Consider the following 17668-nt stretch of genomic DNA (forward strand, 5'->3'; position numbering starts at 1 on the left):
CCGAAGCCGTGCACCGCCTCCCCTGCGCCATTTCAGCTATTCACAAGGAATCCCTTGATGCGTGCCACCGTCCTGGTCCTGGTTGAAAACGTCAACGCCTACCTGCCGCTGCTCGAACAGCAGGGCTTTCACCTGATCCTGGCGCCCACCCCCGCCGAACGGGCCCGGGCCATCCAGGACCATGCCGGGCGGATCGACGCCGTGCTGACCCGCGGCCCACTGGGACTGACTGCAGCGGAAATCGACGCCCTGCCCCGGCTGCAGATCATCTGCGTGATCGGCGCCGGCTACGAACACGTCGATTTGCAAGCGGCCAGCAACCGCGGGATTGCCGTGACCAACGGCGCCGGGGTCAATGCCTCGTCGGTGGCCGATCATGCCCTCGCCCTGCTGCTGTCTCTGGTGCGGGGCATTCCCCAGTCCGATGCCGCCGTGCGCCAGGGGCAATGGCCAAAGGTCCTGCGCCCTTCCGTGGCCGGCATGCGCCTGGGCATCCTCGGGCTGGGCGCCGTGGGCCAGGCCATCGCCCGGCGTTGCGCCCTGGGTTTCGACATGACCGTGAGTTATCACAGCCGTCAGCCCCGGACGGACCAGCCCTACCGCTTTTGCCCGACCCTGCTGGAGCTGGCCCGGGACTCGGATGCCCTGGTGATTGCCACCCCCGGCGGCGCCGACACCCGGCATCTGGTGGACCAGCCAGTGCTGCAAGCCCTTGGCGCCGAAGGTTTCCTGGTGAACATCGCCCGGGCCAGCGTGGTGGACACCAACGCCCTGCTGCAGGCCCTGAATCAGCGGCGGATCGCCGGCGCGGCCCTGGACGTGTTCGATGACGAACCGCAAGTGCCGGACGGTTTCAAGGGCCTGGACAATGTGGTACTGACGCCCCACGTCGCCGGCCTTTCGCCCCAGGCCAGCCGCGACACCGTGGACATGGTCGGCCAGAACCTGCTGGCCCACTTCGAGGGCCGGCCCCTGCTGACCCCTCTTCCCCTGCCGACACCCAACTGACCCATCCCCTGGGCAACGCCTATGCTCGTGGGGCGGCTTGCCTCTGGGCCTGCATGGTTTGGGAAAGTGCGGGCTAGCCAGGGAAGCCGTCTCAAACGCGGCTGCGTCATGACGCTCCCTTCGCTGGCAAGCCGGCTCCTGTGGGGGCTTGGTGCTACCAGATCGTGGAAGTACGGGGGTAAATTCAAACGCTTGTATCAAAAGCAATGATTGTCCGGCAACACGCGCACCTATAAAGGCCCGCCGCGATTGTGAGGGGCCGGTAGGCGCATTAGATTAGTCAATAATCTCTGGCCTCCAGAATAAGCAGAAGGGATAAGCATGGCGCTTACAGACCAATCCACCCGTACTCGCCCTGGCGAGGAGCTCGATGCCAACCTGATCGATCCGTACCTCAAGGCGCATATTCCCGGCCTCAGCGGCACACCGCAAATCAGCCAGTTCCCGGGCGGTGCCTCGAATCTCACCTACTTGCTGGAGTACCCGGATCAGGAGTTCGTCCTGCGCCGCCCGCCGTTTGGCCACAAGGCCAAGTCCGCCCATGACATGGGCCGCGAGTTCCGCATTCTCAACCAGCTCAGGGACGGTTTCCCCTACTGCCCCAAGGCCTATGTGCACTGCACCGACGAGTCGGTGATCGGCGCCGAGTTCTATGTCATGGAACGGGTCAAGGGCATCATCCTGCGCTCCGACCTGCCGGCGGAACTGGGCCTGGATGCCAGCAAGACCCAAGCCCTGTGCAAGAGTTTCATCGACCGTTTCGTCGAACTGCATCGGGTCGACTACAACGCCTGCGGCCTGGGCGACCTGGGCAAGCCTGAAGGCTATGTGCAGCGTCAGATCAAGGGCTGGAGCGAGCGCTACGAGAAAGCCCTGACCCCCGATGCGCCGCACTGGGAAACCGTGAAGGCCTGGCTCAACGACAAGATGCCCGCCGACCACCCAACCTCGAGCATCGTGCATAACGACTACCGCTTCGACAACGTCATCCTCGACCCCCACAACCCGATGCAGATCATCGGCGTGCTGGACTGGGAACTGACCACCCTGGGCGATCCGCTGATGGACCTGGGCAACACCCTGGCCTACTGGATCGAGGCCGCCGACCCGGCGCCGGTGCAACTGATGCGGCGCCAGCCGAGCAACGCGCCGGGCATGCTGACCCGCCAGGAATTCGTCGATTACTACGCCGAACGCTCGGGAATCGAAATCGGCAATTTCGACTTCTACTACACCTATGGCCTGTTCCGCCTGGCCGGCATCGTGCAGCAGATCTACTACCGCTTCTACCACGGCCAGACCCAGGACAAACGCTTCGCGCAGTTCATTCACATGAACAAACTGCTGGAGCAGATGAGCCTGCAGGTCATCGAAAAATCCAGCCTCTGACCGCGCCCTCGGCGCCCGACAACCCAGCAAGGAAAAACCATGTCCAAGACTCAGTTGTTCGACCTCGACGGCAAAATCGCATTCGTCTCCGGTGCCAGCCGCGGTATCGGTGAAGCCATTGCCAAGCTCCTGGCCCAGCAAGGGGCCCACGTGATCGTGTCGAGCCGCAAGCTCGAAGGCTGCCAGCACGTGGCCGACGCCATCATCGCCGCTGGCGGCAAGGCCACGGCGATTGCCTGCCACATCGGTGAAATGGAGCAGATCAGCCAGGTCTTCGCCGGGATTCGCGAGCAGTTCGGCCGCCTCGACATCCTGGTCAACAACGCCGCCACCAACCCGCAGTTCTGCAACGTCCTGGACACTGACCTAGGGGCCTTCCAGAAGACCGTCGACGTCAATATCCGCGGCTATTTCTTCATGTCGGTGGAAGCCGGCAAGCTGATGCGCGACAACGGCGGCGGCAGCATCATCAACGTCGCCTCGATCAACGGCATCTCGCCGGGGATCTTCCAGGGCATCTACTCGGTGACCAAGGCGGCGGTGATCAACATGACCAAGGTCTTCGCCAAGGAATGCGCACAGTTCGGCATCCGCTGTAACGCCCTGCTGCCGGGCCTGACCGACACCAAGTTTGCCTCGGCCCTGGTGAAGAACGACGCCATCCTCAAGACCGCCCTGGCGCAGATCCCCCTCAAGCGCGTGGCCGACCCGAGCGAAATGGCCGGCGCGGTGCTCTACCTGGCCAGCGATGCCTCCAGCTACACCACCGGTGTTGCGCTGAACGTGGACGGCGGCTTCCTCTCCTGAGGCCCGCTTGCACCACCGAAAAGGCAGCCTCCGGGCTGCCTTTTTCATTTGCCTTGGGAGCGGGCTTGCCAGCGAACAGGACCTTGAACCCAGCGCAAGCCACAGGGGCCCTGTCGCCAGCAAGCCGGTTCCTACAGCGCCCGTCAAAATTTTAATTCCAGCAATTGCAATTAACGAATATTTATTCCATAACTAGACCTTCCTAAAACAATAATTCTGCAGGTGCGGCTATGGATGAACTTGGCATTGGCTTGATCGGGACCGGCTTCATGGGCCGGGCCCACGCCCTGGCGTTTCGCAGCGTCGGCGCAGTGTTCGAACTGCCGGTGCGCCTTCACCTGGCCGCCCTGGCCGATGCCGATGCGCAGCGCGCCGAGCACTGCGCCGGGGCCTGGGGCTTTGCCCGGGCCCATAGCGACTGGCAAGGATTGATCGCCGATCCCCGGGTCAATCTGGTGGCCATCACCACCCCCAACCATCTGCATTTCCCCATGGCCATGGCGGCCGTGGCGGCAGGCAAGGCGGTGTACTGCGAAAAGCCCTTGGCCATCAGCGTCGATGAGGCCCGGCAGATGCACCACGCCGCCCAGGCCGCTGGGGTGGTGACCCGGGTCGGTTACAACTATCAGCACAACCCGATGATCGCCCTGGCCCGGCAGTTGATCGGCCAGGGCGAGCTGGGGCAGTTGGTGAGCTTCCAGGGCGAGTTCAGCGAAGACTTCATGGCCGACCCGGATTCACCCTGGTCCTGGCGCTGCGACCCGCAGCACGCCGGCGGCGCCCTGGCGGACCTGGGCAGCCACCTGCTGGCCATGGCGCGCTTTCTCATGGGGCCGGTGCAGGCGGTGTGCGCCGATGTGCAGACAGTGCACCAGCAACGACCGACCCACGCCGGCAGCCAGGAACGGCGCCATATTGCCGTGGACGATCAGGCCCACGCCTTGTTGCGTTTCGCCAATGGTGCGCGGGGCACGTTGAGCAGCAGCTGGATCAAGCATGGCTACAAAAACCACCTGAGCTTCGAGATCAGCGGCACCCTGGGCACCCTGGCCTTCGACCAGGAACGGCTCAACGAACTGCGCCTGTACCGGGTCGGACAGAAAGGCTTCCAGCGCCTGCTGGCCGGGCCCGACCTGCCCGGCTACGCCGCTTTCAGCCCGGCCCCCGGGCATCAACTGGGCTACAACGAACTCAAGACCCTGGAAGTGCATGAACTGATCATGGCCCTGTGCGGCCAGGGCCGGGACGGCACGGATTTCGCCGAGGCCTGGGAAATAGAGCGCCTGGCCGCGGCAATCCGCACCGCCGCCCAAGAACAGCGCTGGGTCCCCCTCCTGTAGCCGCTGCTGAGCCCGCGAAGCTGCGCAAAGGTCCGCAGGACCTTGCTTGACGATCGCCCGCCGAACCCGCAGCAACCTCAAGAACGCCGCGGCCCTAGCGGGCCGTTCGCAGCCTGCGGCAGCGGCTACAAGGGCAATGCGGCCAGGCGCGCGGCCAGGGCCTTGGCTTGCAGGGCGACGTCGGTGACCGCGGTGCTTTCCCACCACAGGCCGCGCAACGGTGGGCCCAGGGCGAACAGGCGCGCGGATGCCTGGCCCCGGGCATCGTGCACGGCGCCGTCCGCCGTGGCGCTGATGCCCAGGGCCAGCGGACCGGGGGTGACCAGGCCGCGAGCCAGCAGTTGCTGCGGCAAGGGCCGCGCCACCCGGCGCCAGTCGTATTCGATGCCGCTGGAGTTGATCAGGGCATCGCCCGGTACGCGCACGCTGTCCGGGCTGCCGCGATAGCGCAGGCGGATCGCCAGGCGGCCGTCGGCGCCCGCCTCCAGCCCCTGGTAGCACGCGGCATGCACCCGCAACCGGCCTTGCTCCTGCAGGCGCGCCACCAGCGCCGCGCTCAAGGGCGGCGAGCGATGGTGGTGGCTCTCCCACCAGGGCCGCACATGCCGCACGAACTGGCGTTTCTGCGCCTCGCTGGCCTGGCTCCACAAGCGCCCGATATGGACCCGCACCGTGTCCAGCGGCGCTTGCCAGTCGATGCCCCGGGCCTGCGCCGCCTGGCACTGGCGCCGCAGCGCCCGGAACAACTGCCGGGGGCTGCGCAGGCTCGGGTCGGCGGCGAGAAAATCCTCCCAGGCCGGCGGCTGGCGACGCACGTGCGGCAACAGCCCATGGCGAGAGAACACCTCGATCGGCCCGCGATGCCCGGCCTGTTCCAGGGACACCACGGCGTCGACCATGGTCAGCCCGGAGCCAATGATCAGCACCGTCGCCCAGGGATCGAGGCGGGCCATGGCGGCCACGTCCCAGGGGTCCAGCGCGGCGGCGTTGAGGCCGCTGGACCGGGTCTGTGGCGTGCGCGCCGCGGGGAACATGCCGGTGGCCAGCACCGCCCGCGCACCCCGCAGTTGCCGGCCATCGGCCAGGGTCAGGAGCACGCCGTCAGGTTCGATTTCCAGGTCCACCGCTTCGCCCTGCACATGGCTCACCGAGGAGCCCTGCCCCCGGCCCTGTGCTTGCGCCTCGGCCAGCCGCTGCTGGACATAGACGCCAAACAGCCCGCGGGGCGGAAACAGTTCGCTGACCGGCACATGCTGGCGATCCGACTCGGGCCAGCCGCCCTCGGCAATGTGCCGGGTCAGCCACTGGGTCAGGTCGTCGGCGTTGTCCGGGTCGACGCTCATGCGCGCAGCGTTGCCGTTCAGGGTGTGCCCCAGCTCCACGGCGCTGTAGGCCTCGCCGCGACCCAGCTCGCGGCGCGGCTCGATCACCAGGATCCGCCGCCGGCCCGGCCGGCGCAGCAATTGCGCGGCCAGCAAGGCGCCACTCAGGCCACCGCCGACAATCAGAATGTCCGCATCAGGGTCGGCCGGGATGGTCGGTGGGGTGTGGTTCTGGCTCATGGCATGCTCGCGGTCAGTGTTTGCCCAGGTAGAAATCCTGCAGATCGCCCCGGGCCAGCAACTGCTCGGCGGTGCCGGACAGGGCCACCCGTCCGTTGTCCAGCAGGCAGGCGTGGGACGCGTACTTGAGCGCCAGATTAATGCTTTGCTCGGCGATCAGAAAACTCACCCCCGCCTCGCGATTGAGCTGGGCGACGATCTGAAAAATCTCCTGGACGATGATAGGCGCCAAGCCCATGGAAGGTTCGTCCAGCAGTACCAAAGTAGGATGGGTCATCAACGCCCGGCCGATGGCCAGCATCTGCTGCTCGCCGCCCGAGGTCAGGCCGGCACGCACCCGGCGCTTGGTCAGCAGCCGCGGAAACCAGTGATAGATGCGCTCCAGATCCTCGGCCAGCTGCCGACGGCCGAGGCCGCGGACAAAGCCGCCGCTGCGCAGGTTGTCCTCCACGGTCAGCTGGCCGAACACGTGCCGCCCCTCCAGCACATGGACCATGCCCTGGCGCACTCGGCGACTGGGGTCGACCCCGGCCAGGTCCTGCCCGGCGAAGCGGATGCTGCCCCGCCCCAGCTGGGCCCGCTCGGCCCGGCCCAGGCCGGAGATGGCCTTGAGGGTGGTGCTCTTGCCGGCGCCATTGGCCCCCAGCAAGGCGACGATCGCCCCCCGGGGCACGTCCAGGGACACCCCGGCCACCCCGAGGATGGCGCCGTCGTAGATCACCTCGATGTCCTGCACCTGCAACAGGTGCTCGGCCGCGGTGGCCGTGGCGCTGTGGCTCATGCTTCAGTCATCCCCGTTGCAGGTGCGTGGCGTCAGTTGCTTTTCCTTGGCGAAGGCCGCGGCCTTCTCGTCGATCAGCGGCCGCAGCAGCGCGCGGTCGGCGGCGATCCAGTCGCTGATCAGGGTCCAGTTGGCCCCGTCCCATTGCTGCACCCGGGCCGCGCCGCCGCCTTCGTGATCGCGGCACGACAGCTTGAGGTTCTGCATCAGCCCCAGGTAACCCATGTCCTTGAGCCGGGCGTCGTCGATGTTCAGGTGCTCCAGGCCCCAGCGCCCTTCTTCACCGTTGAGCGGGCGCTTGCCAAACTTGCCCTGGGCGGTGCGGATCGCCTCCACCGCCACCGCGGCGTTCACCAGCCCGGAGTTGTAGTACACGCTGCCGAAGTTCTTCAGGTCCTTGAGGTCGCTCTTGCCGGTATCGAGGATGTACTGCTTCAGGCGCTTGTGGATCTCGAAGTCGCTGCCCGCCGGGTAGGGTGTCAGCGCCAGGTAGCCCTTGGCGGCGACCCCGGCCGGCAGCACGTCCTCGCTGGAACTGGCCCAGATGTCGCCGATGATGTGATCCACCGGGAAGCCGAAGCGCGCCGCGGTCTTGACCGCTACCGGGGTCGACACGCCCCAGGTGCGCAGGAACACCCAGTCCGGGTTCTGCTGGCGGATCTGCCGCCATTGCGCCGATTGCTCGTTGCCCGGGTCGGCCACCGGAATCTGGATGTTCTCGAAGCCGTATTTTTCCGCCAGCAGCTTGAGCGGCCCGAGGGTTTCCCGGCCATAGGCGGAGTCGTGATAGACCGTGGCGATCTTCTTGCCCTTGAGCTTGTCGAACCCGCCCTCGCGCTGGGCGATGTAGTTCACCAGGGTCGAGGCCTCGCTGTAGAAGGTCAGCATCACCGGGAAGTTGTAGGGGAACACCGTGCCATCGGTGGCTTCGGTACGCCCGTAGCCCAGGGTAATGAGCGGGATCTTGTCGACCTCGGCTCGCTCGCTCAGGGCATAGGCTGCCGGCGCTCCGTTGGGCTGATAGACCGCCACCGGCGCGCCGTCCAGGCCCTTCTTGAAGCGCTCGTAGCACTCGATGCCCTTCTCCGCGGTCCATTCGGTCTCGCACTCCTGCCACACCAGCTTGACCCCGTTGATCCCGCCCTCCACCTGATTGATGTAGTTCAGGTAGTCGATCATCCCGGCCCAGACCTGAACCCCGCTGGAGGCATAGGCCCCGACCCGGTAGGTGGCCAGGGGGAAGAACTGCTGGTCCGGCGCGGCCTGGGCCTGCGGGGTCAGCGCCGCGGACAGCAGCAGGGCCGCACTGGCCAGGGAAGCTTTCAAGGATGCACGCATGTTGTCTCTCTAGGTCTTGAGTGGAATTTCAGAAACGCAGCGGCCAGTGCCGCAGGCGCTCGCGCAGGTTGCTCAGCAGGCGGATCAGGCCCTCGGGCTCCTTGATCAGGAACAGGATGATCAGCACGCCAAAGATGATTTTCTGCAGGTTCTGCAATTGCCCGGCGTCCACCGCCCCGCCCAGCAGCCACTGCCCGGCGTGGCTGAGGAAGATCGGCAGCAGGCTGATGAAGGCCGCGCCGACGAAGTTGCCGGCCACGCTGCCCATGCCGCCGATAATGATGATGAAAAGAATCTGGAACGAACGATTGATATCGAAGCTGCTGGCGCTGGCGGTGCCCAGGTAGGCGAAGGCCCACAGCGCCCCGGCGATGCCCAGGTAGAACGAGCTGACGGCAAAGGCCTGGCGCTTGTAGCGGGCCACCGGGATGCCGATCACCGCGGCCGCGGTGTCCATGTCGCGGATCGCCATCCAGTTGCGCCCGACCTGGCTTTGCACCAGGTTCTGCGCCACCCGGGTCAGCAGCAGGACCACCACCAGGGTCAACAGGTAGCGCCCGGTCGGGGTATTGAGGTCATGCCCCCACAGGCTCAACTGCGGCGCCGAAATGGTGCCCGAGGAGCCGTAGTTGTAGAACCAGGGAAACTTGACGAACAGCCACTCCAGGAAGAACTGCGCCGCCAGGGTGGTGACCATCAGGTAGAAGCCCTTGATCCGTGAGCTGGGCAGGCCGAACAGCCAGCCCACCAGGGCACTGATCAGGCCCCCGCCGAGCAGCGCCACGGGCAACCCCAGCTCTGGCAGGCGCAGCACGAAGCCGTAGGTGGCAAAGGCTCCGACCGCCATGAAGCCGGCGGCGCCCACCGAGGTCTGGCCGGTGTAGCCGGTCAGCAGGTTGAGCCCGAGCCCGGCCAGGGACAGCACCAGGAAGGGAATCAGGATCGCGTTGAGCCAATAGTCGTTGGCAACCAGGGGCACCACGCCGCAGGTCAACAGCAACAGGCCGCTCAGGCCCAGGGGCAGACGGCGCTGGACCAGCAGCAGCGGCGCGGTTTGCCGAGTCAGGGGGATGGACATCAATTCACACTCGCTCGATGGCCCGCTCGCCGAACAGGCCGGCGGGACGGATGTAGAGGAAGGCCAGGGCCAGGACATAGGCGAACCAGGGGGTGATGCCGCCGATCAGCGGGCCGATATAGACCTCCGCCAGGTTCTCGGCGGCACCGACGATCAGGCCCCCGGCAATCGCCCCGCCGATGGAGGTGAAGCCGCCGATGATCAGCACCGGCAGCGCCTTGAGCACCACCAGCGACAGCGAAAACTGCACCCCCTGGCGCGCGCCCCAGAGCAGCCCGGCCACCAGCCCCACGACCCCGGCCACGGCCCAGACGATCTGCCAGATGCGGTTGAGGTTGATGCCGATGGACAGCGCCGCCGTGGTGTCGTCAGCCACCGCCCGCAGGGAGATGCCGATGCGGGTCTTGTTGAACAGCAGTGCCAGCACCGTCACCAGCACCAGGGCGGCCGCGGCGGCGATCAGGTCGAACTGGCTGACCATCAGCGGCCCGAGGAACAGCGGCACGTCGTCGATGCCCAGGTCCAGGGCGCGCACCTGGGAGCCCATCAGTCCCTGGGCCAGGCCCTCGATGATGAACGACAGGCCCAGGGTGGCCATGAACAGGGTGATCTGCGAGCGATTGACCAGGGGCCGCAGCACCAGGCGCTCGATCAGCCAGGCACCGATGATCATCACCAGCACCGTCAGCAGCAGCGCCAGGGCGAAGGGCACACCCTGGTCGTGCAGGCTGACGAAGGTCAGGGCGGCGAACAGCAGCATCGCGCCCTGGGCGAAATTGAACACGCCGCTGGCCTTATAGATCAGCACGAAGCCGATGGCCACCAGGGAGTACAGGGTCCCGGCCAGCAGGCCGCCGAGCAGGGTTTCGAGGAAGAAGTTCATCAGTGCACCACCCCCAGGTAGGCGGCGATCACGTCGGGATTGGCCTGGACCTCGGCCGGCGTGCCATCGCCCACCTTGCGCCCGTAGTCCAGGACCACCACGTGGTGGCACAGCTCCATGACCACCCCCATGTCGTGCTCGATCAACACCACGGTGGTGCCCAGGTCACGATTGATGTCGGCGATGAAGCCGGCCATTTCCTGCTTTTCCTCGGCGTTCATGCCCGCCAGGGGTTCGTCCAGCAACAGCAGGCTGGGCCCGGCGATCAGCGCCCGCCCCAGCTCCACACGCTTTTGCAGGCCGTAGGACAGGTTGCCCACCGGGACATCCCGCAGTGCCTGCAAATCGAGAAACTGCAGGATGCCCTGGGCCAGTTGGCGGAAGGTCGCGGCCTCGCGCCGGGCCCGGGGCAAGCCCAGGGCCTGCTCGATCAGGTAGGTGCGCGAATGCCGCGACAGGCCGGTGAGCAGGTTGTCGATCACGCTCATCTTCTTGAACAGCGCATTGTTCTGGAACGTCCGGCCAATGCCACGGCGAGCGGCGCTCAGCGGGTCGATGCGCGAATAGCTCTGGCGGTCGAAGACAATCGCCCCGCTGTCGAAGCGATAGACCCCGTTGAGCAGGTTGAGCAACGAGCTCTTGCCGGCGCCGTTGGGTCCGATCAGGCCGCAGATTTCGCCACGGCGCACGTCGAACGACAGCTGGTTGATGGCCTTGACCCCCTTGAACGACAGGGACACGGCGCGCACTTGCAGGATGGGTTCGCTGGGGCTCATGCAATGTTCCGTTTGAATTCGGCGATCCAGGCCGGGGTTGAGGGGTGAGCATGCGACGGCGCCGGCTGCCAGATGAACTGCAGGCGGGCAAAGCCCAGCAACCGGCGCACCCGTTGCTTGAGCAGCCGGGGCAGTGGCCGGCGAGGATGGGCGATGACCCACTCGCACAGGCGCCGGCGCCAGCTGCCGGGAGGCGCCAGGCGGCTTTCGATTTCGTCCGCCAGCTGCTGCAGGCGCGGCGGCGACAGCAGCAGGCCGCTGGGCGCCACGTCGCGGCGGTCGCGACTGGCGGATGCCGCGGTTTCGGGGAAGGCCAGGCTGTGGCCGCTGTTCAGCCAGTGCTCCAGCAACACCTGCAGACCCGCCGCCCATTGCGTACCCTCTTCGCTCCACAGTTGCTCGGCAGTGGCCGGATGGCGCCAATAGTGCTGGCGCTGGGGCGCTTCGCTGGGGCCGAGCAAGTCGGCAAAGCACAGCAGCGGCTGGCGCCCCCCGGCGGGCAGGCGCGGCAAGGCTTGTCCGGCGATCAAAAGCCCCGGGGCCGGGCCCTGGTCCCCGGCGGCCACCCAGGCCAGGACCTGGCGCCGCGAGTGGACGAAGGCGTGGCTCGGCTGCAGGCGCCAAAGCGCCTGGCGCAGGGCCTCGGGCGCCAGCTCCGGGTCGAGGCTGAGCACCTCGGCGCCCAGGCTCCGGGCAGCCAGGGCCAGCAGCAACAGGTCCGGCTCGAACGGCCCGCTCAGGGCCAGCCGGGACTGCGAGTCGAGGCCTTGCTGGCGCAGGCCGTCGGCCAGACGCTCGACATCGCGCAGGGCATCGATCCAGCGCCAGGCGTACCAATGGCCGTGGCGCTTGTGGCGCAGGGCATTGTCCAACGGCCGGGCCTGGGCCCAGTGCCGCAACTGCTCCAGGGCACCGCTCAACTGCAAGCGGTCCTCGGGGGCTGACGCATCCGTGGTGGGCGGACGCTTGAGTTCATGCACGCTCATGAATTGACCTCGACAACTTGGCAAACGCGTGCGGTGGTCCGCTGGCTGGAAATAAACGGGGCTGGCCCTTGGACGCAGGTCGTGTGGGCCTCTTCGCTGGCAAGCCAGCTCCTACCGGAATTGGGCGGCTCCCTGGTAGGAGCCGGCTTGCCGGCGAAGGCGTTGCTGAATCCGACGTCTGTCTTGCGGGCCCTTTCGCTGGCGAGCCAGCTCCTACAGGGGTTGGGTCAGGCGCGGGCGCGTTGCGCGAGTGTTTGGCGTTGCTCGCCTAGGTTGCGCCAGGCGTTGCCCGGGTGGCTTTCGGGCAGGCGCGGGCCGGCGCCGAAGAGTTTTTCCCGCAGGGTGCCGGGGGTGTATTCGGTCTTGTACACCCCGCGTTTCTGCAGCTCCGGAACCAGCAGCTCAACCGCGTCGATAAAGGTTTCGTGGGTCAGGGCGTAGGCCAGGTTGAAGCCGTCGACATCGGTCTCTTCCACCCACTCCTGGAGCAGGTCGGCCACGGTTTCCGGGCTGCCGACGAACAACGGGCCAAAGCCGCCGATGCCGACCCAGTCGGCCAGTTCGTGGGGGGTCCAGACCTTGTTCGGGTCCGCCGTGGAGAAGGCTTCCACCGCCGATTGGATGGCATTGGTGTGCACGTGCTTGAGGGGCTCGTCGGGCTTGAAGCGGCTGAAGTCGATACCGGTCCAGCCGGAAATCAGCGCCATGGCGCCCTCATAGCTGACCCAGGACTTGTATTCCTCGAACTTGGCCTTGGCCAGGGCGTCGGTCTCGCCGAGGATCACCGTCTGCAGGTTGAAGATCAGGATCTTCGACGGGTCGCGCCCGGCTTCGGCCGCGCGGCGGCGGATGTCGGCCACGGTCTTTTTCAGCAGCACCTTGGACGGCGCGGCGACGAACACGCATTCGGCGTGCTCGGCGGCGAACTGCTTGCCGCGGCTGGACGCCCCGGCCTGGTACAGCACCGGGGTGCGCTGCGGCGACGGCTCGCACAGGTGGATGCCCGGTACCTGGAAGTGTTTGCCGACGTGGTGGATCTCGTGGATCTTGCTCGGGTCGCTGAAGATCCGCCGCTCGCGGTCACGCAGCACCGCCCCCTCCTCCCAACTGCCTTCCCAGAGCTTGTAGCAGACCTCCAGGTATTCCTCGGCGTAGTCGTAGCGCGCATCGTGCTCGGTCTGGGCCTGCTGACCGATGTTCTTCGCCCCGCTCTCCAGGTAGGAGGTGACGATGTTCCAGCCGGCACGGCCCTTCGTCAGGTGATCGAGGGTCGACAGGCGCCGGGCGAAGGGATACGGGTGCTCGAACGACAGCGAGGCGGTGAGGCCGAAGCCCAGGTGCTCGGTGACCAGGGCCATGGGCGGGATCAGTTGCAGCGGATCATTGACCGGCACCTGGGCCGCCTGGCGGATCGCCGCCTCGCCATTGCCGTTGTAGACGTCGTAGATGCCCAGCACATCGGCGATGAACAGCCCGTCGAACTTGCCCTTCTCAAGGATGCGCGCCAGGTCGGTCCAGTACTCCAGGTCCTTGTACTGCCAGGAGCGGTCCCGGGGGTGGGCCCAGAGTCCCGGCGACTGGTGGCCGACGCAGTTCATGTCGAAAGCATTGAGGCGGATTTCACGGGACATCACACAGCACTCCTGAAACCTTGAGGTAGCACGCCGTTGAGGCGGTAGTTGCCGATCAGTTGATACTTCCAGCGCAGCGGGTCTTGCAGGGCCTGTGGCTGCGGGGTGCGCTGGCCGGTGAGTTCGAATTCGGCGTTGCCGGCCGCCGCCAGGGCTTCGGCGGCGGCAATCGCCGCCTCGGCCAGGGCGATGGCGATCTCGGCCGGGTCCTTGCCCTCTTGCAGCCGGTACTGGGCCCGCTCCTGCAGGGCGGCGGCCACTTCGATGCGGATCTGCAGATCGCCAAAGCGGCTGATCACATACGGGTCGTCGCTGGCCTTGCTCAGGCCGCTGCCGGACCAGGGCCGGGCCTGCTGGCGAACGAATTCCAGGGTCCGCTGCAACAGGTCGCGGGCCCGTTGCAGCTGCTCGCCGCTGGCGGCCAGGGCAGCCTGGGGGCTGTCGGGTTGGGTCAATGCGTTCATGGCGGTGTCCTTTCAGTTCCAGGCGTGACGAGGTGGCTTGACGCCGTTGAGCAGGAAGTTGCCGATCAGGTGGTACTTCCAGCGGGCCGGGTCGTGCAGGGTGTGGGTGCGGGCGTTGCGCCAGTGGCGGTCGAGGTTGTACTTGGCCGACACCGAGCGGGTGCCGGCCAGTTCGAACAGCTTGCTGGCGGCGAGCAAGGCGCTTTCTGCCGACAGCACCTTGGCCTGGGCCACCACCAGCGAGGCGTGGGCGACGCTGTCTTCGCTGGGGCTGGCGAGGGCCTGGTCGACCGCCTCGGCGGCCTTGACCAGGATCGCCTCGGTGCCGTGCACCCGCCATTCCAGGTCACCGATGGCGGCCTGGGTAAAAGGGTCCTGCCAGCCGTGATCCAGGCCACTGTCGATCCACGGTCGGGACTGCCGGGCGTAACGCTTGGCGTCTTCCAGGGCGGCGACGGCGATACCGGTGTCCACCGCGGCCTGGATGATCTGCGAGATCGGGCCGTCGGCGGTGGGTTGGTCAAAGGCCCGGTGGGCCGGGATCACCGCGCTGCGTGGCACCTGCACCGCCTTGAGGCTGACCCCGCCGCTGGCGGTGGTGCGCTGGCCGAAGCCGTCCCAGCTGTCGATCACCGTGAGGCCGGGGTTGTCGCGCTCGATAAAGGCGATGTGGGCCTGGTTGTGCTCATCCACCGCCACCGTCGGCACGATGTGGGCAAACAAGGCGCCGGTGCAGTAGAACTTCTCGCCGTCGACCTGCGCCTGCTCGCCGGTAAAGCGGATCCGGGTTTCAAAGGCGCCGACATGCTTGCTGCCGGCTTCGGAAAAGGCATTGCCGAAACGGTAGCCCTGCAACACCTTGGCGAAGTAGTGCTGTTTCTGCTCTTCGCTGGCGGTCTGCAACAGGATATCCACCACTCCGAGGTGGTTCTGCGGCAACTGGCCCAGGGACGGATCGGCGGCGGAGATGAGCTTGATCACCTCGGCCAGGGTCACGTAGGACACCCCGGCGCCGCCGTAGGCCTGGGGAATGGTGATGCCCCACAGGCCGCTGGCAGAGAACTCGTCGAGTTCCGCCACCGGCAGGCGCCGTTCGCGGTCGCGTACCGCGGCCTCCACGGCAAAGCGCTGGGCCAGGGCCTGGGCCACGCTGATGGCCTCAGCATCGCTGCGGATGAGGTGGGCACTGGGTGAGGGTTGGGCTGGGGCTGTCATGGGCCGACTCCACGTCCTGAAGATCAAGATAAACACCGCTCGGGTGCTCGCTATCAGGACAATTGCAGGAGTCGTGCCTAAATATAAAATCCTTTTATTTCAACAGCTTGAAGATTACTTCGGAGAAAAGGCATCAACTGAAAACAGGCAGAATGTTCAACCGCTGTTGACTGGCCAACAGTGGCCGGCACGCCTGGGCAATCAGTACACCACGTTGCGCACGAAGCGCGTGGCCTGGGCGCCGTCATTGCGATAGCCGTGAGGCACATGACTGGCGAACATGAAGAAATCACCGCTTTCCAGGCGCCGCTCGGCGTCGCCGAAGAACAGCGTCAGGCAGCCCTCGACGACATAGATCTGCTCGCTCCAGCCGACGGTGTCGCACTCCGAGTGATAGACCTCGCCAGGCTCGAGCTGCCACTCCCAGAGTTCCACTTCACGGCTGGCCTCGGCCTTGGCCAGGAGCAGCGCCTTGCTCCCGGGGATGACGCCGGCCCAGGCCAGCTCGTTGATACGGCTCGGGTCTCGGGCATCCGGGGCCTGGATCAGGTCGCTGAACGCCACGTTCAAGGCCTCGGCCACTCGGTCCAGGGTGCCGAGGCTGACGTTCTTCTCCCCGGCCTCGATGGCCACCAGCATCCGCCGGCTGACGGCGGATTTTTCTGCCAGGGCGCTCTGGCTCAAGCCTGCGGCATGGCGCAGGCGTCGCACGTTAAGGCTGACATGTTGCAGGACCGAAGCCCGTTGGACGTTATCTTTGTGCACTATATTGCTCGCTCTGCGGGCCTGCGCAGTATACTGCCCAGCTTCCGGCGCATTGTGCGTCCCCCCTCAGGTAGCACGCAAGGCCATGACTTCAACGCCCTCCCGCGCAATGCGCTTCCCACTCAGCAGGGCCGAGGCGGTGCTGGTGCTGATCACCATGATCTGGGGCGGCACCTTCCTGCTGGTGCAGAAGGCCATGAGCGTCAGCGGACCGATGTTTTTCGTCGGCCTGCGCTTTGCCGCGGCGGCGTGCATCGTCGCCCTGTTTTCACTGCGCCACCTGCGCGGGCTGACCCTGCTCGAACTGCGTGCCGGAACCTTTATCGGCAGCGCCATCATGCTCGGCTACGGCTTGCAGACGGTGGGCCTGCAAAGCATTCCCAGCAGCCAGTCGGCGTTTATCACCGCCCTCTATGTACCCTTCGTTCCCCTGCTGCAATGGCTGTTCATGGGCAAGCGTCCGGGGCTGCTGCCAAGCATCGGCATCATGCTGGCGTTTACCGGGTTGATGCTGCTGTCCGGCCCCAATGGCGCGTCGCTGGATTTCAGCCCTGGGGAGATCGCCACCCTGATCAGCACCGTGGCCATTGCCGCGGAAATCATTCTGATCAGCAGCTTCGCCGGGCAGGTGGATGTGCGCCGGGTCACGGTGGTGCAACTGGCGGTCACCTCACTGCTGGCCTTTGCCATGGTGCTGCCGACCGGCGAGGCGCTGCCGGAGTTTTCCTGGCTGCTGCTGGCCAGCGCCCTGGGGCTGGGGGCGGCCAGCGCGGCGATCCAGGTGGCGATGAACTGGGCGCAGAAAAGCGTCTCGCCGACCCGCGCCACCCTGATCTATGCCGGTGAGCCGGTGTGGGCCGGGATTGTCGGGCGGATCGCCGGGGAACGTTTGCCGGGGCTGGCGCTGCTGGGGGGCGCCTTGATCGTGCTGGCGGTGATCATCAGCGAATGGAAGCCCAAGGGCCGGGCCACGCCGGCATTGACCGACCAGACAGCGGACGGTGTGTAGGAGACGGCTTGCCGGCGAAAACGGTCTTGCGGGCCTCTTCGCTGGCAAGCCAGCGCCTACGATTGGCAGGGATATCGCAGGGACATGTAGGAGCCGGCTTGCCGGCGAAAGCGATCCGGCAGGTTCCCTCGCTGGCAAGCCAGCGCCTAGAGCGCGGGGTCGCCGGGGGCGTAGAGCCAGGTCGGGGCGGTCAGCGAACCCCGGTGCTTGGGCTCAAGCCGTACCGGGTCATGCTCGGGCGTACCGTGGAAGTAGAAATAGGCGTGGTAGAGCGCATGACCCTCGGCCAGCGCGCGGTCGAAGTAAAGCACCGTGCCCGGCGGCAGCCGGTAGCTGGACTCATCGCCCAACGGCCCTTCGATGATCAGCGCCTGGCGGGTCTGGAGCATGTCGGGACGCTGGAGATAATGCTCCAGGCCAATGCCCAGCGCCGCGCCGAAGGCGGTGAACAGTAAAGCGAAACATCCGCGTCGAATCATCCGGCCCATGGCCGATCCTTTAATCATGTGCACCCTTGTCGATCCTTGTGGTGTTTTGACCTGGGCAGGACCTTGGCCCTACAGCGCCCGGTGAACGGGCGCATCAGGCATTTGTCTCCTACCTTTGAAAGCGTATGTAACATTTCTTTGGGGGGCC

General features: G+C 66.3%; 16 protein-coding genes and 1 pseudogene. 5 read left to right on the forward strand and 12 right to left on the reverse strand.

Going from position 1 to position 17668, the window contains the following annotated elements; translation table 11 throughout:
• Positions 1–57 precede the first annotated feature (57 nt).
• The 4 genes from J5M73_RS21740 (at position 58) to J5M73_RS21755 (ending at position 4544) form a co-directional block, all read left to right on the forward strand.
• Positions 58–1008, forward strand: a complete 951-nt coding sequence (locus J5M73_RS21740) for a 2-hydroxyacid dehydrogenase (RefSeq protein WP_102864480.1) — start codon at positions 58–60, stop codon at positions 1006–1008.
• Between the two features lie 321 nt (positions 1009–1329).
• On the forward strand, positions 1330–2397 hold the full coding sequence (locus J5M73_RS21745; protein ID WP_102864479.1) for a phosphotransferase family protein: 1068 nt from the start codon (positions 1330–1332) through the stop codon (positions 2395–2397).
• A 39-nt stretch (positions 2398–2436) separates the two neighbouring features.
• Complete coding sequence (locus J5M73_RS21750; protein WP_102864478.1) at positions 2437–3204, forward strand: SDR family oxidoreductase; 768 nt, start codon at positions 2437–2439, stop codon at positions 3202–3204.
• Between the two features lie 230 nt (positions 3205–3434).
• Complete coding sequence (locus tag J5M73_RS21755; protein ID WP_102864477.1) at positions 3435–4544, forward strand: Gfo/Idh/MocA family oxidoreductase; 1110 nt, start codon at positions 3435–3437, stop codon at positions 4542–4544.
• A 125-nt stretch (positions 4545–4669) separates the two neighbouring features.
• Here the strand turns inward: J5M73_RS21755 and J5M73_RS21760 are convergent, their stop codons facing one another.
• The 11 genes from J5M73_RS21760 to J5M73_RS21810 form a co-directional block, all read right to left on the reverse strand.
• Positions 4670–6106, reverse strand: coding sequence for an FAD/NAD(P)-binding protein (locus J5M73_RS21760; protein WP_102864476.1), 1437 nt, complete (start codon positions 6104–6106; stop codon positions 4670–4672).
• Between the two features lie 13 nt (positions 6107–6119).
• The gene (locus tag J5M73_RS21765) at positions 6120–6887 is read right to left on the reverse strand and encodes an ABC transporter ATP-binding protein (RefSeq protein WP_060838926.1); all 768 of its coding nucleotides are present in this window, start codon (positions 6885–6887) and stop codon (positions 6120–6122) included.
• 3 nt (positions 6888–6890) lie between these two features.
• A complete protein-coding gene (locus tag J5M73_RS21770; protein WP_102864475.1) occupies positions 6891–8225 on the reverse strand; it encodes an ABC transporter substrate-binding protein in 1335 nt (444 codons plus the stop codon).
• Positions 8226–8253: 28 nt separating this feature from the next.
• Positions 8254–9303 (reverse strand): branched-chain amino acid ABC transporter permease, encoded by a 1050-nt coding sequence (locus tag J5M73_RS21775; protein ID WP_060841929.1) that lies wholly within the window; start codon positions 9301–9303, stop codon positions 8254–8256.
• A 4-nt stretch (positions 9304–9307) separates the two neighbouring features.
• Positions 9308–10186, reverse strand: coding sequence for a branched-chain amino acid ABC transporter permease (locus tag J5M73_RS21780; protein ID WP_102864474.1), 879 nt, complete (start codon positions 10184–10186; stop codon positions 9308–9310).
• Complete coding sequence (locus J5M73_RS21785) at positions 10186–10962, reverse strand: ABC transporter ATP-binding protein (protein WP_060838923.1); 777 nt, start codon at positions 10960–10962, stop codon at positions 10186–10188. The genes J5M73_RS21780 and J5M73_RS21785 overlap by 1 nt, the downstream gene beginning before the upstream one ends.
• Positions 10959–11948 carry an AMP-binding protein gene (locus J5M73_RS21790; RefSeq protein ID WP_102864473.1) on the reverse strand — a complete coding sequence of 330 codons (990 nt, stop codon included), beginning with the start codon at positions 11946–11948 and terminating at the stop codon, positions 10959–10961. Before J5M73_RS21790 ends, J5M73_RS21785 begins: the two co-directional genes overlap by 4 nt.
• 227 nt (positions 11949–12175) lie before the next feature.
• Positions 12176–13579, reverse strand: a complete 1404-nt coding sequence (locus J5M73_RS21795; protein ID WP_102864472.1) for an LLM class flavin-dependent oxidoreductase — start codon at positions 13577–13579, stop codon at positions 12176–12178.
• Positions 13579–14043 carry an acyl-CoA dehydrogenase gene (locus J5M73_RS21800; RefSeq protein ID WP_102864471.1) on the reverse strand — a complete coding sequence of 155 codons (465 nt, stop codon included), beginning with the start codon at positions 14041–14043 and terminating at the stop codon, positions 13579–13581. The genes J5M73_RS21795 and J5M73_RS21800 overlap by 1 nt, the downstream gene beginning before the upstream one ends.
• A gap of 12 nt (positions 14044–14055) precedes the next feature.
• Positions 14056–15258, reverse strand: coding sequence for an SfnB family sulfur acquisition oxidoreductase (locus tag J5M73_RS21805; protein ID WP_102864470.1), 1203 nt, complete (start codon positions 15256–15258; stop codon positions 14056–14058).
• Between the two features lie 201 nt (positions 15259–15459).
• Complete coding sequence (locus J5M73_RS21810; protein ID WP_102864469.1) at positions 15460–16023, reverse strand: XRE family transcriptional regulator; 564 nt, start codon at positions 16021–16023, stop codon at positions 15460–15462.
• Here J5M73_RS21810 and J5M73_RS21815 point away from each other — a divergent pair.
• Positions 16018–17032 (forward strand): annotated as a pseudogene (locus J5M73_RS21815) (DMT family transporter). The gene J5M73_RS21810 and the pseudogene J5M73_RS21815 overlap by 6 nt on opposite strands.
• Before the next feature lie 146 nt (positions 17033–17178).
• Here J5M73_RS21815 and J5M73_RS21820 read toward each other — a convergent pair.
• A complete protein-coding gene (locus J5M73_RS21820; protein WP_180988601.1) occupies positions 17179–17538 on the reverse strand; it encodes a hypothetical protein in 360 nt (119 codons plus the stop codon).
• Positions 17539–17668: the final 130 nt, after the last annotated feature.

The sequence above is a fragment of the Pseudomonas sp. 50_B genome, assembly GCF_017491625.1.
Lineage (GTDB): Bacteria > Pseudomonadota > Gammaproteobacteria > Pseudomonadales > Pseudomonadaceae > Aquipseudomonas > Aquipseudomonas danubii.